This is a genomic window from Limisphaera sp. VF-2 (genome assembly GCF_049537125.1).
In the GTDB taxonomy this organism is placed as follows: domain Bacteria; phylum Verrucomicrobiota; class Verrucomicrobiia; order Limisphaerales; family Limisphaeraceae; genus Limisphaera.
Map to the genome: position 1 here is coordinate 230,839 of NZ_JBMVQY010000003.1, position 23,412 is coordinate 254,250.

Consider the following 23,412-nt stretch of genomic DNA (forward strand, 5'->3'; position numbering starts at 1 on the left):
CAAGCGCCCGGCAAGGTTCCTCACGGGGTCCGCGAGGCCTGGTACCGGATCGGTGTGATGCGTCTGAAGGAGCCCTCCACCCGGGGCATTGGCAGTTCGTCCTGTGCGCGGAAAGCCCGAGGGCCGGAGTCGGTCACGGGACAGAAACCTTGACCGCCCGCGGCCCGGCCTGTAGTTGAGCCGGATCATGCGCAAGAAACAACCCACCGCGATCGAGCGGTTGCTCGAGATCATGGCCCGGTTGCGCGGCCCGGGAGGCTGTCCCTGGGACCGAAAACAGACCCATCACAGCCTGCGGTTCTACGCGGTGGAAGAGGTGTACGAGCTGCTGGACGCCATCGAGTCCGGCGATGATGCGGCGTTGCTGGAGGAGCTGGGCGATTTGCTCTTGCAGGTGGTCTTTCACGCGCAACTGGCGCAAGAACGGAGTGCCTTCGATTTTGACGCGGTGGCCCGACGCATCGCCGAGAAGTTGATCCACCGCCATCCGCATGTGTTCGGAGATGCAAACGTCTCCACTGCCGAGCAGGTGCTGGCCCAGTGGGACGAGTTGAAGCGGAAAGAGAAACAGGGCACCCGGCACGAGCGGGGCTCGGCCTTCGACGGGATCCCGCGGCATTTGCCCGCGTTGATGCGGGCGACCGAACTGCTGAAAAAGGCGCGCAAGGCCGGCCTGTGGAACGGCGAGATTTCGGACCCGAAGTCTTTGGGGCTCGGGGCCGGGTCGGGCCGATGGACGGAGCGACGGTTGGCCCGGGCGTTGTGGGGGTTGGTGGAGATGGCGCAGGTCAGGGGATGGTCGGCCGAAGCACTTTTGCGGGAGGAATCGAAACGCCGGGAGAAGGCGTGGCGTCAGCTGGAACGGCGCTGCGCGAGCGCATCGGCTGGCGCCGGGCCGACCGACTCCCCCAAAGCTGCCCCGCCGAAGCCGCCGGTCGCCGGGTACCGGCGTCCAAAAAGGGCGTCCCGCCGCGGGGCCTGATCTTTCCCAACGGACCCTGCAGGCTCCGCAGCGGTCCGCGCAGAACGCGCTGCCCGCGTCGTTTCCAAGAGGGCCGGCTTTGCCGGACCACGCCCGACCGGGTATGCTGCGCGCCGTGGAAACGCTCCTGTTGGCCACGCGCAACCGACACAAAGTGGGAGAAATCCGCGGGATTCTGGGCGAAACGATTCGTTACCGGGTTTTGACGGATTGGCCGGACGCGCCCCATCTGAGCGAGACCGGTCGGACCTTTGCCGAAAACGCGCGGCAAAAGGTGATACAGGTCCTCCACTGGTTGGACACGAAGGCCGCCGGGGTTGCGCGGGCAGAGCTGCCAGAAGGTTTGTGGGTGCTGGCAGATGATTCGGGCTTGGAGGTGGATGCCCTGGGCGGGGCCCCGGGCGTGGAGTCGGCACGCTTTGCGGCCCTGGACACGGGCGCACCGGGTAACAGTTCGGATTCGGAGAACAATGCCAAACTTCTGCGGTTGATGGCGGGCGTGCCCGAAGGGCAACGTGGGGCGCGGTTTCGGTGCGTGCTGGCCCTGGGCCGGTGGCCACGGCAGAGCGAGGCCGAGCCACTGCACTGTTTCGAAGGGGTTTGCGAAGGCCGCATTGGCTGGCAGCCCCGGGGATCGGGCGGGTTCGGCTATGATCCGTTGTTTTACCCGGAGGGATTTGACCGGACCTTTGCCGAGCTGGGGGAGGAGGTGAAGAACCGGATCAGTCATCGCGCGCGGGCGCTGGCGGCGCTGGCCGAGTGGTGGCGCTCCACGCACGGCGCCGGAGAAGCGGGGGTCCGCTCATGAACGAAGAGCGCTGGATGCGAGAAGCCCTGCGGCTGGCGCGGCGCGGGTATGGACGGACCTCGCCCAATCCGATGGTGGGCGCTCTGGTCCTGCGGGATGACCGCGTGCTGGGGCGTGGCTGGCATCGGGCCGCCGGGTTGCCTCATGCCGAAATCGAGGCCATGAACGACGCCCGCCGCCGGGGCCACCGATTGGACGGGGCGACGTTGGTGGTCACGCTCGAGCCGTGTTCGACGTGGGGGCGCACCCCTCCCTGCACCGAGGCCATCGTGCAGGCGGGTATTCGTGAGGTCATCGTGGGTGCAATCGATCCGAATCCCCGTCACGCGGGTCGGGGCTTGAGCCTGCTCCGTGCGGCGGGGGTGCGGGTAACCGCCGGGGTGCTGGCGGAAGAATGCGCAGAGCTGAACGCCGCGTTCAATCACTGGATCGTACATCGGCGGCCGCTGGTGACGGTAAAAGCTGCCATGACGCTGGATGGGAAGATTGCCACGGCCGCCGGCGAGTCGAAATGGATCACCGGCCCGGCCGCGCGCGCGTTCGGATGGCGCTTGCGGCGGGGTTGCGATGCAGTGCTGGTGGGCATTGAAACGGTGCTGGCGGACAATCCGAGCCTGCTGCCGCGGGGTCGAGGGCCGTGGCGACAACGTCGGGTGATCCTGGATGCGCGGGCGCGCACGCCGCTGGAAGCGCAGGTGACGGCGGACGCCTGGGCCCGGCAGACCATCGTGGTGGTGGGCCCGGAGGCTCCGCCCGATCGAATTCGCGCGCTGGAGGCGCGGGTGGAGGTCTGGCGGGCGCCTCGGGCGCGGCGCGGGCGAAGCCCCGGGGGCGCACCCCGGTTGGACGTCGAATGGGTGCTGCACCGGCTCGGAGCGGCAGAGGTGACGCATGTCCTGGTCGAGGGAGGCGGGGAAGTGCAGGCGTCCTTCTTGATGGCCGGTTTGGCGCATCGCATCGCCTTTTTTTATGCGCCGAGGGTTTTGGGAGGAGCGGCCGCGCGCCGGGCCGTGGCCGGCGAGGGTGCGCGGTCATGGGCTGAGATTCTCCGGTTGCGGAATGTGCGGTGGCGACGGGTTGGGGGGGACCTGCTTTTGGAGGCGGTGGTGGAAGCTCCGGGAACGGTCGTGAAGTCCGGCGTTCACGGTCAGTAGAGCGGCCGGAGGTGGGGGCCCGTGTCCGCGCTCTGGATCCCGTGCCTGCTTCGGTCGACCCGGGCTGGCGTCCGCTGATGGCGGTCGGCCCACAGGAGATCGGTTTGTGACAAGCGCGTGACAAACCGGATCTTTTTTGGCACGGTGGCGGCGCGCGGGTCGTCCGAGAAGCCCGATGGCGCCTTCTCTGGTACCACGGGGAGAAGCTGCGTCACCGGCCCGGACGAGGGCGCACAAGAGCCATCGAGCATGACGTGGAGTCGGTCAGCGACTGCAGGAGTTGCCTCGATGGCGGCGTTGTTGGCGGGTTTTCTTGGGGGCGGCCGTGGTGGTTTGGGACACATCTGGGGGCTTCGCGGGTGCCAACCCCTTCCTTGATTTCCCGCGACACACTCTGGATTCACTACCATGAGCGGGTCCCGTACTACATCACCTCGCCCACCGGCGTAACCGGGCTTTGCGCAGAACCCGTGCGACGGGCGTTGGAGCGATCGGGTCTGCCGCATCGATGGAGGTTGACGCCGCCGCGGCGGCAGTTGCTGTGGCTTCGGACGCGGACGCGGGAAGCCCACGCGGCGGTGGGTTGGTTTCGCACCCCGGAACGCGAGACCTGGGGACGTTTCTCGATTCCCATACATCGGGACGGGCCGACGGTGGCGATCGTGCGGCAGGGCGACGCGCGCATTCCGCCGGAGACCACGGCGGTGGCCCTCTTGAGTCGGCATGACCTGTTGTTGCTCACCAAGGCCGGGTATGCCTACGGCCCCTGGCTGGACCCGTTACTCGAGCGCCATGCCCCACCCCGGATGGTCAGCGCGGGCGACGTTCCGGTCCTCCTGCGCATGATCGTCCACGGGAGGGCGGATTATCTTTTCATGGCCCGGGAGGAAGCGGAGGCGCTGCTGGCGGGGAGCGACCCGTTGTTGGCGGAGTTGCGCACGGTCCTTCTTCGGGACGCACCGCCCGGGCCGACTCGACATGTCCTCTTTGGCGCCGGTGTCCCCGACGCGTGGATTGCGCGGTTGGATGAAGCGCTTCGGGAAATCACGGTCGCCGTGGCTGCACCTTCCCCGGAAGGATGGTTGACCACCTTCAGGTCTGTGCATGAGGCCAACCCATGAAAACACGGAACGTGTTATGGACCGTCGTACTGACAAGTTTTGTGGGTTATCTGGTTTGGGCGGTGAGATGGGAACACCTTGCCCGGGCCGTGGCGCGAAGTCAGTTGGACCAGCACGCCGCCGTGGTGGCGCCGGCTCTGTGGCACCTGGACCCCGGCGTCTGCCGGGACTATCTCGAGCTGGCGACCCGGACGCATGGGTATGCCCGCCTGGAGGTCTGGGACGAAACCGGGGCATTGTTTTCCGTGCACACGGCGGACCCGTTGCGCGGCATGGATCGGTGGTTGTTCCGTGCCGGGCTCCTGCCCCTGATTGAATTGGAAGCGCCCCTGCTGTGGGGCGAGACACCGATCGGCCGGCTCCGTGCCGAATGGTACTGCCGCACCATTCATGGCCAGCTCGGCGGCCTGCTGGTTCTGGTCGTGGGCTGGGTCCTGTTGGAGCGGCATTTGCGGGTCCTCCAGGGGCGCAATGAATTGCAGATTCGGGTGGCGGAACGCACCCGCGAACTCGCCGAAGCCAATGCGGCGTTGGCGGCCAGCGAGGCTCGGTACCGGAGTGCAATCGAACAGGCCCCTCATCCGTGCGCGCGTTTTCGCCAGGACAGCACGCTGAGTTATGTGAACCCCGCGTATTGTCGATTGTTGGGGCGGCCTGCTGAAGAGCTGTTGGACCGCTCGTTCCTGAGCTGGGTCTACGAGGAGGATCGACCGGACGTGGAACGCATGGTGCGGGAGAACGTTCGACCGGAGATGGAACCGTGGAGTTGCGAGAATCGCGTTTTCGCGGCAGACGGCTCGATTCGGTGGCTGCGTTGGACGGTGAATGCGATTCGCGACGACCGGGGACGCTTTTTGGAATACCAGGCCCTGGGGCATGATGTGACCGAGGAGAAACGGGCGCGGGAGGAGCTGGCGCGAAATCACGAGCGCTATCGACAGGCCATCAGTGCCGCGGATGCGGTGCCTTATCAGTGGGATTTTGGCTCGGATGAATTTGCGTTTGTGGGCGAGGGCGTCGAGGCCCTTACCGGATACCGGCCGGCCGAGTTCACCCCTGCGGTGTGGCGGCAGGTGGTCCAGGCGACCGAATTCCTGGGCGCGGGCCGGGGGCTGAGCTGGACGGAGGCACGAGAGCAGCTCGCCGACGGGCGCCTGCGTCAATGGCGGGCGGATCATCGGATCCGAACGCGCTCGGGTGAGGTTCGATGGATTGCAGACTCAGCCGTGCCGATGCGGGATGCGCAGGGGCGTGTGACAGGCGTGTTGGGGATTCTGCAGGACGTCACGGAGCGACGTCGCCTGGCCGAGGAGCACGCCCGCCTGGTCACCGCCGTGGAGCAGGCCGACGAGATGGTCTTTGTCACCGATCCGGAAGGGGTCATTCTGTATGCCAATCCGGCGGTGGAACGAGTGACCGGCTACAGCCGGGACGAACTGCTCGGTCATACGCCGCGCCTTTTCAAGAGCGGCCGGCATACGGAAGGCTTTTATCGACAACTCTGGGAGACCATTCGCCGAGGGGTGACCTGGAAGGGACGCGTGACCAACCGGCGCAGAGACGGCCAGCTGTATGAGGCCGAGCTGACCGTGTCCCCCGTGCGCGACGCCGGCGGGCGCATCGTCAATTTTGTCGCCGTCTGCCGGGACATCACGCAACGAGTGGCGTTGGAACAACGGCTGCAACAGGCCCAAAAGCTGGAGGCCATTGGACAACTGGCCGCCGGCGTGGCGCACGAGTTCAACAACCTGTTGACCATCATTCAGGGGAACGCGTTGTTGATGAACCGGGACGCGTTGTCGGCCGAGGACGCCTATTGCGTGGATCAAATCGTCCACGCCACGCAGCGGGCCGCCCAGGTGACGCGTCAGCTCCTGCTCTACAGCCGCAAACAGCCGATGCACATGGGGGCGGTGGATCTGAACGAGGTGGTACGGCACACGGTCAGCATGCTGGAGCGCGTGCTGGGGGAGCAGGTCACCATCCACGTGCAACTGCAACCGGGCCTCCCCCAGGTTCGCGCCGATGCCGGGCTGTTGGAGCAGTTGTTGGTCAACCTGGCCATCAACGCCCGCGACGCCATGCCCCACGGAGGGGATCTCTTCGTGGAGACCCGGTCCTGCGAAATCACGGAGCAGGACCTGCAACGCCGCCCGGACGCGACCGCGGGGCCCTGTCTCTGTCTCACGGTGCGCGACACCGGCACCGGGATCGCCCCTGAGCACCTGCCCCACATCTTCGAACCCTTCTTCACCACCAAGGACGTCGGCAAGGGGACCGGGTTGGGCCTGGCGTCCGTGTACGGCATCGTCAAACAGCATCACGGGTGGATCGAAGTGGAGAGCGAGCCGGGCCGGGGTACGAGCTTTCACATCTTCCTTCCGGTGCGCGCGGTGGTGGGGCCGGCGTCTCCCACCGAGCGAGAGCTCCAGGACCTTCCCCGGGGTCGGGAGGGGATCCTGGTTGTGGAGGACGATCCTTCCTTGTGTGGGCTGATCGAGCATCTGCTGCAGCGCTGCGGGTACCGGGTGTGGACAGCGACCGATGCCGCTGCCGCTCGAGAGGTTTGGCAGGACCACGCTCACGAAATCGATTTGCTGGTCACGGACGTGGTGATGCCCGGGGGCGTTTCGGGCATCGACCTGGCCCGCCAGTGTCTGCGCGAGAAACCCCAATTGAAGGTCTTGTACACCAGCGGCTATTTCGAAGCGCGGGTCGAGGAGGCACGGCACCTGGTCGAGGGCGAGAATTTCCTGCCCAAACCCTACCGACCCCGGCAACTGGCAGAGATGGTTCGGGCCTGCCTGGACCGGTAGTGCAAAGGGGCAGTTGCGGGGCCGGGACCGCACTGCGATTCCCGGAGTGCACGGGAATCGCTCGCTCAGCGGCCCAGGAGTCCGTAAGGCCTGAGACTGTCCTCGCCGGGCCGGTATTTGGGCGCGGCCTTTAGTGAGAAGGCGAACCCCACGGCGTAATCGGTGGGCCCCTGCTGCGGATTGCGCACACGGAACGTGAGGGCGCCCGTCCAACTGCGAAAGTCCCGGTACACGGTGTAGAACTGCTCCTGCAACTGGCCGGCGTCGATCTCGACATGATGGCTGACCCGGAAGGCCCAGTTGTCGTCCCAACGCCAGAGCAGGCTGTGAAAGAGCAGGTTGTGGCCGGGGCCCCAGGCGGTGGGTTCGGCGCCAAAATGGTCGCGCAGATAATAGTGGCCCACGGTCCAGCTCCAGCGATCGGCTGGTTCCAGGGTCAAACTGTGGAAGGCCAACCGGACTTGTCCGGCCTCCGGGGCGTACCGGAGCGTCGAATCGACGCGCGCCCGGGAACGCGGCCGCAACGTCAGCTCCGAGACGAGGTCGCCGAAGGTGTCCTGATGGGCTTCGCGCTCCAAATGCCAATCGGCGAAAACCGACCAATCGACGAGGGCCTCCACTCTTCCGGCCCGTTTGGTTTGCAGACGCTGGTGGACCCCCAGACGGACCAGATGCATGCGGTCGAGTGCGTCCACCGGGTTGTAGGCGGGAAAATCGAGCGGCAGCAACCAGAGACTGGGTTGCAGCCCGTCGAACTGCGGCAGCGCCGTGGGGCGTGGATGCGGTCGCGGAACGAACCAATACTGCGCGAACGGTTCGACGACATGACGCAAGCCGTCGATGTCCAGGAGCGAGCTGGCGGTGTCGTTCCAGGTGCGTGAGGCTTTGAACGACATGTCCAGTCCGGTGAAGAAAAGCGCCCGGGTGTGATCGGTGGTCCGGGCGCCGGGCCCGTGGGCTTCGCCGTAGGCGGTCAGGCGTCCGCCGACTCGCGGCGTGACGTGGAGCCAGTCGGCAAAGGTCCAGGGCCACAGGAGCTGATGGAGGGTGTCGGCTCGCACGGCTTCCACCCGTGGTTCGGCCACTCCGTTGGTTTGCGGAAAGCGGAGACGGTAGAACCCGGCGCTGCTTTGACTCTCGTAAAACAGCGGGGTGGCGCCCACGGGCTGGCGCCACCCGGTCAGCCGGATTTCGGGAAGCCGTTCGACGGTGTGGAAGAAGTCGTTGATTCGGGGCTCCGCGAGCAGCTCGAGGGCAAAATGGTCCCAAAACCTCGTGGCCTCGAAGAAGGTCCGGGGCTGGGGGTTGCGCCGGAACTCGGATTCAAAAAAGTCGTGCTCGATCAGGGCGTCGCTGAGATAGCGGACCTGAGCGCGAAGCTGGAGGTTGGTGGTGGGACCGGCCAGCCAGGAAACCGCCAAACGATGGCGACTGGAATCGAGGGAGCCTCCCATCGGATCGGGTCCGGGGTCCTCGTCATGGGCGTAGTAGTATTGGAGTTCCGGATTGCCCCACAGGCCGGCGTGACCGGTGAGGTCCAGGCCGGCGGCCGGGCCGCGCTGGGTTCGGTAGTCCAGATGAAGGGTGCCGTCGAGCGCCGGGCTCAGATTCCAAGAATACGTCCCCAGGAGATAGGCGCCGTGGCGACTGCGATAGCCGGGGATCAGGTCCCAGCGGGGGCCGGTCTCTCGGAGCGAGCGGCGGTAGTAGGGGAAGTAAAAGACGGGGATGTCGCCCAGGTAAAGCGTGGCGTGGCGCAGTTCGAGATACTGGCCGGGCACGATGGTGATGTGCCGCGCGACGATGCGATCGAAGGGCTCGGCGACATCGTCGGTGGTGATCCAGGCGTTGGTGGCGGTGTACACGCCGCGGGCAAGGTCGGCTCGCAACCCTTCGGCCGCGGCGAACACCGGGGGGCGTCCGGTGCGGAACTGTTCCGCCTCCATCTGGCGGGTGCGAAAGTTGTATCGGATCCGCTCACCCACCCAGACCTGGTCGGCGCGGAGGATGCGGACCCGGCCCTCGGCGACCGCCTCGCCCGTCTGCTGATTCAACCACACCACGTCCGCCGTCAGCGACGCGTCCCCATACCGAATGGCCACCCCGTTGGTTCCCAGCAGGAGACCCTCTCCGAGCCGGTACTCGAACCGGCTCTGGTCTGTCAGCGATTCCAACTCCCATCCCTCGGCCGGAGCGGGCTCCGCAGCGTGGGGCGCAACGCTTCCCAATGCGAGCAACAGGATACCCAGCCAACAACTGAACACGCGCGCAGTCATCAGGGCGCGGTCAGCAAAGCAGACGCGATGCACGCTGCCAAGCGAGATCCGGTCCACCCGGGCCAAACGCCGGATTGGCACTTTCCCCGGCGCCGCTCGGGTTCCACTGGGGACGGCCGGGGCAGTGCTGCCGATGGGGTTCGCACGCGTTTCTTCGGCACGACGGGTTTGATCTGGACGTGGCGCTTTGGGCACGAACACCCCGGGCGGCAGCCGCGGGCCGGGGTTCGATCCCCGTGGCGCTTGAATCCCGGCCTCACGGGAACGGCTCAGGGCCGGGAGGGGCGCAGCGCGAAAACGGTTTTGAAAGCCCCGGTCCCTGCCCAATGTGGGGACCTTGAACACGGGGCCCGAACGAGTGGAAGTCCGCCCAACGGGCTTACTCGACGATCTTGGGCACGAGGAACAACCCGTTGGCGTGGGCCGGGGCGTTCTCGAGCGCTTCTGCCTGGGTGAGTCCGGGACGCGGTTCGTCCGGACGCATGACATTGACGCGCGGTACCGCGTGAGCGGTGGGCTCGATCCCTGTCACATCCAGCTCCTTCAGTTGATCGACGTAGGCGAGGATCTGATCGAGCTGCCGACCGAAGAGCTCTGCCTCCGCCTCGGTCAGTTGCAACCGGGCCAGTCGAGCCACGTATCGGACGTCCATCCCGGGCCGGGGAGCCGCGGCGTTCATTCCTCGTTGAACTTGTTCTGGACCAGGGCTTCCAGCTCTGCCAGGGCCTGGGCGGCGTCGTGACCCCGGACATGCAGAGTGAGCCGGCTGCCCGGCCCTGCCGCCAGCATCATCAGGCCCATGATGCTTTTGCCGTTGATGGTTTCTCCGTCCTTCTCCACCAGGACTTCGGAGTTGAAACGGTTGGCGGTCTTGACAAAAAGGGCTGCCGGCCGGGCGTGCAAACCCAGCTTGTTGGTGATCACCAGGCTCTTCTTGAGAGCCGGCACCTTGTCGTTGGCTGCGTGGCCGCTCATGGCACCGTGGGATTAGTAGCGCAAGCCTGCACCGTTGGCCACTCCAAATTCGCAGGACATGCAGACATCCGGAGCAGTCTCTCTGGGTGACAGCCTGCTGGTGCGACCTCCGGCCCTGCCCCGAGGCGGCGGCAGGCCGCTCGAGTTCGCCGAGGGACAACCTTCCGGCGGGACCCGACAACGCGTTTCCCGGGCGGGCGCACCTGGCTTCCCGTTTACCTACATTGGTCCGGGCTCGTGACATAAACGGCGGGGTCGCCCTGGTAAAAGGTGAGCTGCCCGGTGATCCGAACGCGCTGACCCTCCCGGTAACATCCGGCGCGGTTGCGCCCCATCTGGGGGTCGAGCCCGGGAAAGCGCGGCCATGCGTCGCGGGGAATCAGGGCCTTGAACCGGCCCCGGTGCGGGTGGTCGAAGCTCAGCAGAATCGCCTTGCCGTTGTTGAAGACGTAACGCAACTCCCCCTCGACGGAAACGGGTTCTCCGGCCCGCGGGTCGGGGGAGGGTGGAGGTGCGGGATCGGGAAGGGCCGCGGTGGGACCCAGGGCGGTTGGATCTCCACTTACGAGGCAGAAGATCGCTCCGGTCGTGTCGCGTACGATCAGTTTGTCCGGCAGACCCACCACGCAACCGTACTCGGTCCAAAACATGTCGTGGACGGGCCCCGCGTTGTGACAGACATAGAACCCGCCGGCGTACCGCCGCCCACAGCCGGGGTCTTCGACCAGGGCTCCGGCGCAATAATGCGTGGGCGAGAAGGCACAGGGTCCGCAGGGGCCCTGGGAAACGATGAACCACGACAGGTTGGTCGTGTCGATTTTGTTTGCCCAAGAGCCGCGCGCGGGACCGCGGTCGAGGGGGCGGAGGGCGTAGGTTACCAGCCAGTGGCTGCCGAACAGGTAGTCGCCGGCGGCTGAAACAAACGGCTGCTCGTCTGTCAGCAGAAAGGCGTCGTCGGTCGGGCTGTTCCCGTGGCGGATCCAGCGCACGTCTCCGGCTCGCAGACCGGGGACGGTGTTGTCATCGAGTACGATTTCGCCGAAATGGGAGTCCCACCGTGCGTCGTAACGGGCATCGCCCCGAATGATGTTCAGCGCCACTTCCTTGCCGTCGGGGAACACCCGGACCACCGGCATGGAACCGATCGGCAGGTAACCTCCGTCGCCAAATCCGCCGCAACCGTTGTTGATGTCGAACGCGACACTGCCGTCCTCCAGCCGGAGGGCATAATGACATCGGGCCCCCGGCTGTGCGGCCAGACGAGCGCGGATTGTTGCATTGTCCGGAACTCCGAACGGATTGGGACTCAGCCAGAGAGCATCCCAATGGATTCGTTGCCGCAGCAGCACCAGACCGTGCTGTTCGGCAATGACCGGCCAGCCGTGGGCGAAGGTGTGGTGTTCGTCGGGTGCATGGATGCCGGGCTTGACGCGCCACCGTCGTGTGCCGTCGCGGTTGCGAATCCCGTGGACGTGCAGGTCGGCGGTGGCAACGACGACGATGTCCCGGGTGGCGGACCAGGCCGGAGGCGTGTGCACGGGGCTGCCGGCGTGATAGACCCAGTTTGTGGTCAGGCTGACCGGGTCCAGTGCGAGAGCCTGCTGCCCCATGGAGGCCCAGAGGCGTCCGTGGCTGACCGCAACGGGCAGGGGTAACGGGCTGGGCGCACCCAGGACGCACGAGGCGATCGTCGAGCCGGTCGAGGGGTCCAGCTTGTAAAGCCGGCCGTTACTGGACACGGCGAACAGGGCGCGTGTCCCGGGGTCGTAGGCCGGCGTGGAATTGATGGCACCCCCCGGTTGTACCTGCCACAGCACCGCGCCGTTGGTTTCATTCAGCCCATAGATGCCGTTCGTGCCGGCCGCGATGTACACGCGTCCCTCGGCCACGATGGGTTGGACGTTCCGGGGCAACAGCACCTTGCCCGGCACGGGGCGGCCGCTGGCGTCCGACCCGTTCCACTGCCAGGCCCAGCGCCACGGGTGCGGTGGAGCGGCGGGGACATAGCCGGTGCGTTGCGCGTCGTGGGCGTGCTGCCACCCGTGGGACTCCGGAATGGTCGCTTTGACCCTGTAGAAGGCGGCAGGGGCCTTAGCCGGAAGGGCGTCCGTCAAAACATTCAGCGGCGGTGTGGCCGGCAGGTTGGAGACGACAGGGGCGAACGATTGCGTCAGGTTCAAGGTTCGTTCAACGCCGTAGACAACGCCGGTCGTGCTGTTCCAGGTCAGGCGCACACGGTTGGTCCCCAGCCGTTCGATGGTTTGGATGCGGAAGGCCAGCGCCACGGCGGTTCCCCCGCTGAGTATCCCGATCCACACGAGGTGACTTTTCATGGTTCCCTGAGTTTTAATCGCATGAATCGCTGCCCGGCCTCCCGCAGGGGCACGCCGTCGCGTGCGGTCACGTGCCACCAGTCCCCGGCGTCTTCGCGGCCGATTTCGACCACCCCGTTGGTGGACCAATGGCCCGGGTGGAGCAATCCGGCTGCTTCCGGTTCGAAGCGCAAATCGGTGGCGGCCTTGTTTTGTCGATACACGAGGGCCAGATAGCAGGCCGGGCCGGCCGCCGTTACCGCCCCGGCCACTCGGAGCGCTTCCCCGTCCGGCGCCCGCGGGTTGCCCCCGAGCGCATATTCCCAAAGGTTCGGGACTCCATCACCATCGGGATCAGCGAAATCGGCGGCTGTACCCTGGTTTTCCGGCGTACCGAACCGATCCAGCCGCCACTGCTCGCGCGGGGTCAGGATCCGCTGGAGCTTCGCCCCGATGTCGGTCCGCAGGTTTGCCACCGGGAAGGAAACCACGCCGGCCGTGTCGGCCACCCGGGTTTCATGGCTGACGGCCAGGCCGGTGGACGTATCCACCCAGGTGAGCCGATAGGTGGCGTTGGGGGCGCCCATGGCCACGGCGATGGTCGCGGTTTGCGCCGACCACGTCCGGCCCTCCACAACGGCGCGCCAGGTGTGATTGGTGTTGTCCAACCAAAGATGGGCGCGCCCGGCCACGATGTCTTTTTGTCCCAGGACGCGGATGTGCGGATTGGAACTGACGGCGGCGGCGTCGGCGTAACGGCCGTTCGACAATGGAATGCCGGCCATGAAGCGATGCCAGTTCCCGTAAAGGCGGTGCAGATTCTTTTCGAAAATGTTGTCCGTCCACCAGTAAAGCGGGTATGTACCACCGGGCCCGCAGCGTGCCCAGAGGATCTTGTGGAGCCAGATGCCCGCGGTGTCGTTGGCGAGCAGCGGTTCCTCGTCGTCGCTGCCCGCGCCGGTGCCGTCGATGCCCATCTCTCCCCATACAACCGGCTTGCCAAAATCTGCCGCGCGGGCAGCGCGGTCGTACTCCTGAAAGAACCGGGCCGAATCGTGGGCCAGCGCCTCCCTGGGTTCGATCCAGCCGGTGGCGCGGACGTAACAATGGAAGTCGGCGTAGTGAATCGGCGAGCTGGCGGGGTGTTTCCAGGCGTTCGTGGCCAGACCGGCCCAGGTGGAGGTGCTCACCAGGTGCGGATTGCCGTCCCGGTCGGCCTGTTGTGCCGCGGCGGCGGTCAGTTCGAAGTGTTCGCCGGGACCGGGTGCCTCCTCGTTCACCAGCTCCCAGGAGTGCACCGAGCGGAAGGCGCCATAACGGGCGGAGAGATGCCGCCAATAGGCTTCATGCAACCACCGGGTGGGCGAGCCGGCCCCGCGATTGAAATGGTTGCCGTGCGGGTCCGGCAGGCCGAGCGGAGAGAGTTTGTTGAGCAGGAACTCCTGTTTTTCGCTGATGACCAGTTTGAAATACAGGCCGCGTTCCTGCGCCACGCGGAGGATGTGCTCCATCCCTGCCCCGCGGCGCGGGTCGAACGTGGTGTGCTGGTTTGCCCGGGGCGACCGCAGGAGATTGGGTCCATACGTGCCGCCGCCCAGGGATTCCTCCACGACGATCTCATCCACGAAGGCGCTTCCGCCGGTTGCATTCTCCAGAATCATCGCCAGGTTCGGCAGGAAATCACCGGTGGCGGTGAACGTGGCCGCGGAGACGTGCCAGGGCGTGTCGCCGTTCACATGCGGGACCAGGGCCGGCAGGGCAAGTGTCTGTCCCGGCTCGGGCCAGCCGACAAACTTCACGCAGACGCCGAAGGGGTATGCCGGGTTGGCCGGGCCGGTGATGTTCTCGGTGCGCCAGCGCACGCGCACGCGATACGTGCGGCCGGGAATCAACCCGGCGTGACCGCTCTGGAAGCCCTGGAACAGAATCGGATTGCGGGCGTCCAGTTTCCAGGCGGCCAGGCCCTCGCCGAACGCCGATTCCAATGACAAGCCCGTGGGCGGCACGGTTCCCTCGTAAGGCAGCGTTCGCGATGCCCAGGGTTGCCAGGCCGAACCCCAAAGGTGTCCCGCAATCCACCAGCGGAAGAAGTTTTGGTTTCCGACGCCGATGGTCTCGAACTTCTGCTCGGCATCGAACGAATACGTTTCCTCCGAGAACCCCAGCCCGTGACCGCTGCCGAGAAACGGAGTGCCATCGGCAAACTCGAAGTAACGGGGGTCTGTGGGCGAAACGCGAATCGGGCCGTGATTCAGCGGGTGGGTGGGCGGCACGACGGTGAAGCTCCGCGTGCCCGAGATCCCTGAACCGCGGGCCTCGCGTACTTCGATGCGATACTGCCACAGGCCCGTCTGCGGGGGGCAAACCGCACACACCATCGCGGCTCATTGGTCGGATACATCCACTCTGCGCCACCCTTTCTCGCGCGCGCATACGGTTGCCAGAGAAACGCCGGCCGCCGGTAGATGGTTTGCCAGTTGTCCGGGGTAAAGAGTCCGTCCACGGTTATGCCGTCCACCCACGCCAGGCCGGGCGGGGGATGGGCCTCGAACGGCAAGTGCGGATGCGTGGCAGCGGAGTTGGTGATCTGAAAGGTGATCTCCAAGGGTTCCCAGCGCTCGACGGTGTTGGTGCTTTCGGAGAGGCCGAGGACAGCCAGCGGCCCCGGCGGCACGTAGCGAATGCGTCGTTCGGCGTGGTGGGCGTGAATGCGATTCCAACCCGGCTGGAGCGTGACGGAGATGCTCCAGGCGTTCGATCCGGTCGCAAGGCCATAAAAACCGCGATCGGTGCTGACGGCGACGGTGGCCAGCCCTGTCGCGGTCCCGCTGACCAACACCACCGGGGCATTCGTGGTCAACTCGAGGGAGACCGGGTTGGTGATGAGTACGCCGGGGAGGTCGGCCCGACGGGCGGACCAGGCCAGCTGTTGCGTGACCACCAGGCCCTCGTCATCGGCCACCAAGACCCGTGCGGTGAAGTCGCCGGGCAACCCCACGCGCCGGCTCCCGTGCCATCCAAACGCCCGTGTGCCGTCGCCGAATTCCCAAACGATTTGCCTGATCGTCCCGTCGGGATCGTCGCCGCTGAGCCGGTAGGATTGGGGGGCGGGGGCGGAGACATGGACGGGATCGAGCGTGATGTTCACTGCTGGGGGCAAGTTCCCGGGCGCATCCTCGACCAGCGCGCAATCGTCGAAATGTACGACCTGCGTGCGGCCGCCTCCGCCAAAGTACCCGGCCAGGAACAACACGCGTGGCGTCGTGGCGGTGAACGATAGTGCCACCTTGAACCAGTTCGTGCCGTGCGTCTCGGCGAGCAACGCACCCGAATGCGCCAGCGACTGCCAGTTGGCGTCCACCACCTCGATGCGAAATCCGCCCCAATCGCTACCGGTCTCCGAGGCGATGCGTACCCAGGCGAAGGCCTTGTAGGGGCGGCCGCCATGAAGGTTCACCCAGCCCTGTCGCACTTCACCATTGACCAGCCGGGCCGCCCACGCGCCGCTCCGGGAGTCGTCCGGAATGACCGAGGCACCGCCGCTGACGACGGTCCAACCGGAAAAGGAACCCGTTTCGAAGCCCGGATTGTTCAGCAGATTCGCTCGTGCGCCGGAAACGATGCCGAGCACTGCCACCGCAGTCCACAGAAGGATGGTCCCTCGACCCAGCGTAACCTCAACCACGGTCCGGACGGTTCCGGGCCGCGCGAGGCATCCCCTGCGAAACAGGGCGTCCGCGCACATGCGATGCCGTTTTCGTCGATGATCCACTTGCCCCAAGTGTGTCCCAAGAACCACCCGTGTGCCACAGCCCGCTTGGGATCGTGAGCGCAGACGGTGCCCGGCAGAGGCGGGGCCGGGCCCTGGGAACGCCGGATTCATGCCCCTTGACAGGCTGCACCAAGGCGGTGCCCTGGGGCCCTTCACGCTCGAGAACCGAGGAGCAGAAGATGTGAAAACGACGTCAGCGGGATCGAGTCGATGCTGTAATTGCGCCCGGGGGGATCCCCGGCCGGCCTTCATGGCCCCGGGTCGGGACGCAAGTCCTTCGAGGCGGTCGCGCCGAGGACCCCGGGCTGATTTATTCCGAGGAACCGGCGTCCCGGCTGCGGGCCATGCGCGCGTTTGACCCGCGGCCGAGACCCGCTCCGGTTTGCGGCGGCTGGGCCTGCCCGGCGAACGGTGGGACTGCCGAGGCGGGGAGATCCGGTGCGAGTGCGGAGCGCGGCCGGCCCGTTCCATGCAGCAGCTCCCATCCCCGCCGTGGGAGCCTGCTTTGTGTCCTGGTTGCCGCATCCATTTCCACCACCGCCGGGCGAGAGCAGCCTGGCACACGATGGGTGTCGGTTCCTTGACTTCGGCGCGGGCGGACCGATAGCGTGGGCTGCGTGAAACGAGGTTGGCGGTGGATTTGGTGTGCGTTGGTCTTTTGTCTGCTGGGGCCCATGCCCGCTCCGGCCCCGCTCATTTACACGCCGGGAGAAGGATGGAGTTATGAACCCGTGGGCGCCGAGGGACGGTGGCGCCGGGCCCGGGCCAAGGATCAACTGGAGGTTGCCCAGCAGGCCTTCGAGCGCGGCGATTACGGCTTGGCCCTGAAAGCGGCGCGCCGGGTGGTGCGGCAATGGCCGCTCTCGGATTACGCCCCGGAGGCCCAGTTCCTCATCGGTCGCTGTTACGAGGCGCGGCGTCAGGACGAACGGGCTTTCAAGGAATACCAGAAGTTCATCGAGCAGTATCCGAAGGCGGACAAGTTCGAGGAGGCGCTGCAACGGCAGCATGCGATCGCGCTGCGGTTCCTGGGCGGTCAATGGTTCAAATTGTGGGGTTACATTCCGTTCTTTCCCTCGATGACCAAGACGGCGGAGATGTTCGACAAGATCGTGCGGAACGGTCCGTTCAGCCCCGTGGCGTCGGAGGCGCAACTGAACATGGGAGCGGCCTACGAGAAGGCCCGGGACTACGACCTGGCGGTCAAGGCCTACGAAGCCGCGGCGGACCGCTACTTCGACCGGCCCGGTGTGGCCGCCGACGCACTGTACCGGGCCGGGATGGCGTGGTTGAAACAGGCGCGCACGGCGGAGTACGACCAGAGCGCCGCCGGCAGGGCGATCGCCACGTTTACCGATTTCCTGGCGCTCTACCCGGGGGATCCACGGGCGGCCGAGGTGCAGCAGCACATTGCCAGCCTGAAACGCGAGCAGGCCCGGGGGCATTTCGAAATTGCCCGGTTTTACGAGAAGAACCGCCATTGGGCCGCCGCGCTCATTTACTACAACGAAGTGTTGTTGTTGGATCCGACCTCTTCCTATGCGGATGAAGCGCGTCGCCGCATCGAGCAACTGAAGCCGCGGGTGCGCCCTCCGGAGGCCACGGCGCAGGCGCGTCCATGAACGGGAAGACGACGTTACCCCTGTTGGGTTTGTGCCTGGCGGCCTGGTTGGGCATGAGCTGTGCCGGATACCGCTTGGGTCCGGTGAATCCGGCCATGGCTGCGGGACGGAGCGTGTTCGTGCAACCGGTGCTGAATCAGACCATGGAACCCCGGTTGGCGGAGGCGCTCACGTCGGCGTTGCGTCGCCAGTTCCAGCGGGAGGGCACCTTCCAACTCGCCCGTGCTGGGGAGGCGGACATCGTGCTGACCAGTACGGTGCTGGAGCTGCATCGGATCGGCGTGAGCTTTCATCCGCAGGACGTGGTGCGGCCGCAGGATTTTCAAGTCACGTTGCGAGCCCACGTACGCGCGGTGCAGCGGGGCTCCGGCCATATGTTGTTGGACCGGAGCTTTGAAGGGCGCGCGTTGATGCGAATTGGACCCGATTTGACGAGCGCCGAGCGTCAGGTTCTTCCGCTGCTGGCCGATGACCTGGCGCGGCAGGTGGTGCTGGCCCTGGCGGAGGGGGAATGGTGAGTCGGATGAGGCCCGGCGCCCGGCGCGGTCATGCGCCGTTGCCGCCTCCGACCAGGCACGACGAGTTTTGCACGCTCGTGCGAGTGCGACGGATTGAAAGGGTTCGTGCGGCTCGCGGTTTTCCCCGTCGACCCCGGGGAGGAGCTCGTTGTCCCCATGGCAGGGTCCGTCTCACCCAGGTCGCGGGGTTCTCCTCCAGGGCCGCCACGTAGTGGTTCCCTGCCCTGGGCCCATGCCGGACGGCGCAAATCTGGCGCGGGCTCCGCATCTGTCCGTAAGCACGGATCGGGTCACCATGTGACCGGGCGGCGGAAGGCCCGGGACTTGCATAAACCAAGGACAAGACGAAGAACCGTCCCTCCGTGGTGATGCCGGGAAGGACTGGGTTGTCGTGCCGAAACCCGGTGGTTTGCGATGGAGATCCGGTCCGACTAGGCTGCGGCAACATGCATTTGGTTGTTGTGCACTACCATTACCGGCCCGGAGGCGTGCGCCGCGTGGTGGAGCTGGGGGCGTGCGCGGTCGTACGCCACTTGCCCGTGCGTTGGCAGTCCGTGGTTCTCGCCGGGGGTGAAGCCCCCGCAGTGGCGTGGTTGGAGCATCTGCGGGCGCAATTGGCGCCGGTGCCGGTGCAGATGTGCGTGGAGCGCGCGCTGGCTTATATGGCCGAGACGCGGGTTCCCGTCTCTCGATTGCGAGAGCGGCTGCGCCGGTTTTGGGCAGGGCTATTCAACGATCTGTCGGGGGCACCGGCGGTGGTCTGGGCTCACAACCTGGGCTTGGGGAGAAACATCCTGCTGGCGCGCGAGCTGGTTCGGGCATGCCACCGGCGCGGCATTCGGCTGGTGTCGCATCATCACGACTGGTGGTTCGAACATCGCTGGCATCGCTGGGCGGAATTGCGCCGGACGGGGGTGGGATCCTTTCGCGCCCTGGCGGAGACCGTATTGGCGGCACATCCCGAGGTGTGTCATGCGGTGATCAATCGTCGCGACGCGCGCGCGTTGCGGACGGCACTTGGTAGGCAGGTGGCCTGGCTGCCGAATCCCATGCCGCCGCCGGCTCCGGTGTCCGCGACCGAGGTGGACGCCGCTCGGCGTTGGTTGGAGCGGCAGGCGCCGACGCAGGGACGACCGGTCTGGATCGTGCCCTGCCGGTTGTTGCGTCGCAAGAACCTGGCGGAGGCCATTCTGTTGACACGCTGGCTGCGGCCGGAGGCGTGCTTGCTGACGACGGGCGGCGTGAGTTCCAGGGAGGAGACCGGTTACGCACGAAAGCTGCGGGACGCAGTCCACCGACATCGCTGGCCGGTGTGGCTGGGGGCTCTGGAAGAAGCTGGGGCCGGGGCGCCCGGGGTCTATGCCCTGATGCGAGCGGCCGAAGTGGTACTGCTGACTTCGATCTTGGAAGGATTTGGTCTGCCGTATTTGGAAGCGGCCGTGGTGGAGCGTCCTTTGATTGCCCGTGCAGTGGCACATGTGGTGCCGGACCTGCGGCTGCTGGGGTTTGAATTTCCGCAGCTTTACCGGGAGATTTGGATTCCCACGGCATCGTTCGACTGGGCGGCCGAGGCGCGGCGCCAGCGTCGGCTGTTCGAGAAGTGGCGGCGTCAGTTGCCGGCGGGACTGGGGCGAGCGAGGGGCCTCCGATTGCCCTGGGAAGACCCTCGCGCACCGAGGGTGGTCGCTTTCAGCAGCCTCACGCTGACGGGCCAGTTGGAAGTGCTCGCGCAGCCGCCGGAGCAGAGCTGGGCCGCCTGTGCCGCTTGGAATCCCCGGTTGGTCGAGTGGCGGCGACGCCTTGCGGGAGGAGGATTGCAGATTACGGCCTGGCCGGCGAAAGCGGATCGCTGGCTGGGGCCGGCGGGGTATGCCCGACGCTGGTGGCGACTGGTGCGAAGCTCCAGGGCGGGGCACTCGCCCGGAGACCCACTGCGGGCGCAGCAGGCGCTGTTGGAAAAAACCCTTGCGAGTGCTTTGCGCCATCCGCTTCTTTGGGCGCCGAGGTCATGACGGTGCGGGCCATTTTGTTCGACGTGTACGGGACAATCTTCCGGGTGGGCTTGCCTTCGGCGGATGCCGACCAGCAGTGGGTTCAGTTGTTTCGCGAAGAGCTGCAAACGGATCCGCCCATGAACCGGCTGGCCTTTGCAGCGGCGTGCAGTCGGGCCGTGGCGCGGCGACACGAATGGGCCCGCGCGCGCGGAGTGACGCATCCCGAGGTGAACTGGTCGGCCGTGGTGCTGGAGGTCCTGCCGATCCTGCGCCAGTTGCCGGGGCCGGCGCAGGACCGGTTCATTTACCGGCAGATGCAGCTGGGCCGGCACATCGAACTGTATGGGGGCGCCGCCGAGACGTTGCGAAAGCTGCGCGACGGCCCCTGGGTCCTGGGCCTGGTCTCCAATTCCCAGGCGTACACGCGGGAAGAATTGCGGATTTGGCTCGGCGGGGTCGGCCTCGGCCTGGACCTGTTTCATCCGGGACTGTGCTTCTATTCGTTCGAACACGGCTTTTCCAAGCCGGACCCCCATGTGTTCCAGTGCTTGACCACGCGATTGGAGGCGTTGGGGATTCGCCCGGAGGAAACCCTCATGGTGGGGGATCGCCTGGACAATGACATCGTTCCCGCTCGCGCTTTTGGGTGGCAGACCTGGCACCTGACGCCGCAGCCCAGCGACGGGACTCATGCGGGCAATTGGGAACAGTTGAACCGACACCTGTTCCGCGCTCGGGACAGGTGAGGCGGACGTGGATTCACAGGCCCGATCCGCGGGGCCGGGTGTGGCCCGGTGTCGCCGAATCCTTGCCGTCGCGTGCGGCCGGCGCAGCCACCGGCACTCCGGTTCGGGCGCGCAGAGCCGGCCGTGGCCACGGACTGGAGCGGCTGCGGCCGCGGCGGTTCAGGTGGCCAGTTCGCCGACCTGATAGCGGAGGAAGCGACGGACCGTGATGGAGTCGCCCAGTTCGCGGCCCACGCGGTCGATGTATTCGCGCACGCTGATCTCGGAGTTCTGTTTGACGTACCCCTGTTCGAGCAGGCAGACGGTCTGATAGAATTTCTCCAGCTTGCCCTCGACGATTCTCTGGACCACGGCCGGGGGTTTGCCCTTGACCTGTTCCGCTGCGATTTCGCGTTCCTTGGCGATGACGGTCTCGGGCAGTTGTTCGCGGGAGACGGCCATGGGCGAGGAGGCGGCAATCTGCAGCGTGATGTCGCGCACCAACTGTTTGAAGGCCTCGGTGGCCACCGTCTCGGGTCGGGTGGCCCCCACTTCCACCAGCACGCCGATCTGTGCGCCGGTGTGAATGTAGGCGGCGATCAAGCCGTGCCCCTCAACCTCCAGACGGGCGTGCCGCGCGATCTGCAGGTTCTCGCGGATTCGGCTGACGGCGTCCTGGCGCAACGGTTCAAGGTCTGCCTGGGGATCGGCCGCCAGCCGGGCGGCGACTTCCTGGGCAAAGGCACGGAACAGATCGTTGCGGGCCACGAAGTCGGTTTCGCAGTTGACCTCCACCAGCACACCGGCGCGGGCGCCGGGCAGGACATGGGCCACGATCACTCCTTCGCGGGCTTCGCGAGCGGCCTTGTGCGCGGCCGTAGCGGCGCCTTTCTTGCGCAGGATCTCGACGGCCTTTTCCATGTCGCCCCCGGCTTCCACCAGGGCTCGTTTGCAATCCATCATGCCCGCGTTGGTCATCTCGCGGAGTTTCACAACCTGGGCAGCAGTGACTTCAGCCATGGCTCAATCCTTGTGCGTGACTGTGGCTTCAACAAACCGGCGTTTCGCTCCGCCGCTCAGCTGGTGGCAGCCTGTGGCACGGACGGCGCCTCGGCAGAGCCCTGAGGGGCCGCGGGGACGGGGACCGTGGAGGCCTCCGTTGTAGCCGGGGCCGGAGTCGGCTCGGCGGTTCGGGCGGACGTTGTGGCCGTGGTTGCGGGGGATTCGGCCGTTGCGGGGCTCGCGGCCTCGCCGCCCCGGCGGGCCTGTTTGGCCTCGTACTCCGCCCGGGCCTGCATCACCGTCTGGGCAACGACACTCAGGATGAGTCGGATGGACCGGATGGCATCGTCGTTGCCGGGGATGGGGTAGTCCACCTCGTCCGGGTCGCAGTTGGTGTCCACAATGGCGGCCACGGGGATTTTCAATTTGCGGGCCTCGGCCACGGCGTTGTGTTCCCGTTTGATGTCCACCACGAAGAGGGCGCCGGGCAGGCGGTCCATCCCGCGAATTCCCTCGAAATACTTCCGCAACCGGGCGGCCTCGCGGCGCAGCCGCGCCTGTTCCTGTTTGACGTAATTGTTGATGGCGCCACTGGCCTCCATTTTTTCCAGTTCGTCCAGCCGACCCATGGAACGTCGGATGGTGACGAAATTCGTCAGCGTGCCGCCCAGCCATCGCTCGGTGACCCAGAACTGGCCGCACTCTTTGGCGGTGTCCCGAATCACCTGCTGCGCCTGCTTCTTGGTGCCCACGAAGATGATGCGGTCCCCGCGCAGGACCACTTCGCGGAGGAACTGGCAGGCCGCTTCCAGTTGGGCCAGCGATTTGCTCAGGTCGATGATGTGAATGCCGTTGCGCGCGTCGAAAATGAACGGCTTCATCTTCGGGTTCCATCGGCGCGTCTGATGACCGAAATGGACCCCCGCATCCAACAATTCCTTGATCCCAATGCTTAACACAATGTTCCTTTCCCGACAGCCCACCGATCCGCAACACGGTGGACCATCCCGCGGGGCGCGGGATTGTGACCGATGTTGTTGTGGCCCCCTGCGCCTCCGCCGGCGCAGGTTTTTTAAGACCGTTCGGACCCCGTGCGGCAATTCCGTTGCGGCGGTTTGGCCGGCACAAGGGACAGTCAATCTATCAAAGAGGTGTCCGGTGGCAACCCCGGACTTGGGCGCGCCCGCCTGTCTTCGACCCCTCTTTTGCGGGGTAAACCGGCAGGAGACGGGTGACGAATCGGTCGGCGAGGGACAAGCCCTCCGAGCTCGCCATGGCCGGCCGGCGCTCCGGCCGCGGGGTGCCCCATCCCGCAGGAGCGGCGGGCGTGGGTGG

General features: G+C 66.3%; 16 protein-coding genes. 9 read left to right on the forward strand and 7 right to left on the reverse strand.

Annotated elements, in window-relative coordinates:
- Nucleotides 1–187: 187 nt before the first annotated feature.
- The 5 genes from ACPDIT_RS11035 (at nt 188) to ACPDIT_RS11055 (ending at nt 6,881) form a co-directional block, all read left to right on the forward strand.
- Entirely contained in the window at nt 188–982 is a 795-nt protein-coding gene (locus ACPDIT_RS11035; RefSeq protein WP_423443455.1) for a MazG family protein, read from the forward strand.
- 115 nt (nt 983–1,097) lie between these two features.
- Nucleotides 1,098–1,790, forward strand: a complete 693-nt coding sequence (gene rdgB / locus ACPDIT_RS11040) for an RdgB/HAM1 family non-canonical purine NTP pyrophosphatase (protein ID WP_423443457.1) — start codon at nt 1,098–1,100, stop codon at nt 1,788–1,790.
- Nucleotides 1,787–2,944, forward strand: a complete 1,158-nt coding sequence (gene ribD, locus ACPDIT_RS11045; RefSeq protein ID WP_423443459.1) for a bifunctional diaminohydroxyphosphoribosylaminopyrimidine deaminase/5-amino-6-(5-phosphoribosylamino)uracil reductase RibD — start codon at nt 1,787–1,789, stop codon at nt 2,942–2,944. The genes rdgB and ribD overlap by 4 nt, the downstream gene beginning before the upstream one ends.
- A 359-nt stretch (nt 2,945–3,303) precedes the next feature.
- Nucleotides 3,304–4,065: a substrate-binding periplasmic protein gene (locus ACPDIT_RS11050; protein ID WP_423443461.1), complete on the forward strand. Its 762-nt coding sequence runs from the start codon at nt 3,304–3,306 to the stop codon at nt 4,063–4,065.
- Nucleotides 4,062–6,881 (forward strand): PAS domain S-box protein, encoded by a 2,820-nt coding sequence (locus ACPDIT_RS11055; RefSeq protein ID WP_423443463.1) that lies wholly within the window; start codon nt 4,062–4,064, stop codon nt 6,879–6,881. The genes ACPDIT_RS11050 and ACPDIT_RS11055 overlap by 4 nt, the downstream gene beginning before the upstream one ends.
- Before the next feature lie 65 nt (nt 6,882–6,946).
- Here the strand turns inward: ACPDIT_RS11055 and ACPDIT_RS11060 are convergent, their stop codons facing one another.
- The 5 genes from ACPDIT_RS11060 to ACPDIT_RS11080 all read right to left on the reverse strand — a co-directional run bounded on the left by ACPDIT_RS11060 (nt 6,947) and on the right by ACPDIT_RS11080 (nt 16,129).
- Nucleotides 6,947–9,157, reverse strand: a complete 2,211-nt coding sequence (locus ACPDIT_RS11060; RefSeq protein ID WP_423443465.1) for an LPS-assembly protein LptD — start codon at nt 9,155–9,157, stop codon at nt 6,947–6,949.
- A gap of 379 nt (nt 9,158–9,536) precedes the next feature.
- Nucleotides 9,537–9,836, reverse strand: a complete 300-nt coding sequence (gene gatC / locus ACPDIT_RS11065; protein ID WP_423443467.1) for an Asp-tRNA(Asn)/Glu-tRNA(Gln) amidotransferase subunit GatC — start codon at nt 9,834–9,836, stop codon at nt 9,537–9,539.
- Entirely contained in the window at nt 9,833–10,132 is a 300-nt protein-coding gene (locus ACPDIT_RS11070) for an HPr family phosphocarrier protein (protein ID WP_423443468.1), read from the reverse strand. Before ACPDIT_RS11070 ends, gatC begins: the two co-directional genes overlap by 4 nt.
- Nucleotides 10,133–10,347: 215 nt before the next feature.
- Nucleotides 10,348–12,465: a PQQ-binding-like beta-propeller repeat protein gene (locus ACPDIT_RS11075; protein WP_423443470.1), complete on the reverse strand. Its 2,118-nt coding sequence runs from the start codon at nt 12,463–12,465 to the stop codon at nt 10,348–10,350.
- Between the two features lie 2,230 nt (nt 12,466–14,695).
- Nucleotides 14,696–16,129 (reverse strand): PKD domain-containing protein, encoded by a 1,434-nt coding sequence (locus ACPDIT_RS11080; protein ID WP_423443471.1) that lies wholly within the window; start codon nt 16,127–16,129, stop codon nt 14,696–14,698.
- A gap of 704 nt (nt 16,130–16,833) precedes the next feature.
- On the opposite strand from ACPDIT_RS11080, the gene bamD reads away from it, so the two are divergent.
- The 4 genes from bamD to ACPDIT_RS11100 all read left to right on the forward strand — a co-directional run bounded on the left by bamD (nt 16,834) and on the right by ACPDIT_RS11100 (nt 21,096).
- Nucleotides 16,834–17,838: an outer membrane protein assembly factor BamD gene (gene bamD / locus ACPDIT_RS11085; RefSeq protein ID WP_423443473.1), complete on the forward strand. Its 1,005-nt coding sequence runs from the start codon at nt 16,834–16,836 to the stop codon at nt 17,836–17,838.
- Entirely contained in the window at nt 17,835–18,356 is a 522-nt protein-coding gene (gene lptE, locus ACPDIT_RS11090; RefSeq protein WP_423443475.1) for an LPS assembly lipoprotein LptE, read from the forward strand. The genes bamD and lptE overlap by 4 nt, the downstream gene beginning before the upstream one ends.
- Nucleotides 18,357–18,802: 446 nt before the next feature.
- A complete protein-coding gene (locus ACPDIT_RS11095) occupies nt 18,803–20,368 on the forward strand; it encodes a hypothetical protein (protein ID WP_423443477.1) in 1,566 nt (521 codons plus the stop codon).
- Nucleotides 20,350–21,096 (forward strand): HAD family hydrolase, encoded by a 747-nt coding sequence (locus ACPDIT_RS11100; protein ID WP_423443479.1) that lies wholly within the window; start codon nt 20,350–20,352, stop codon nt 21,094–21,096. Before ACPDIT_RS11095 ends, ACPDIT_RS11100 begins: the two co-directional genes overlap by 19 nt.
- Before the next feature lie 159 nt (nt 21,097–21,255).
- Here the strand turns inward: ACPDIT_RS11100 and tsf are convergent, their stop codons facing one another.
- Both tsf and rpsB read right to left on the reverse strand, forming a co-directional pair.
- A complete protein-coding gene (tsf, locus tag ACPDIT_RS11105) occupies nt 21,256–22,095 on the reverse strand; it encodes a translation elongation factor Ts (protein ID WP_423443481.1) in 840 nt (279 codons plus the stop codon).
- A 56-nt stretch (nt 22,096–22,151) separates the two neighbouring features.
- Nucleotides 22,152–23,036, reverse strand: coding sequence for a 30S ribosomal protein S2 (gene rpsB, locus ACPDIT_RS11110; protein WP_423443483.1), 885 nt, complete (start codon nt 23,034–23,036; stop codon nt 22,152–22,154).
- Between the last annotated feature and the right edge of the window lie 376 nt (nt 23,037–23,412).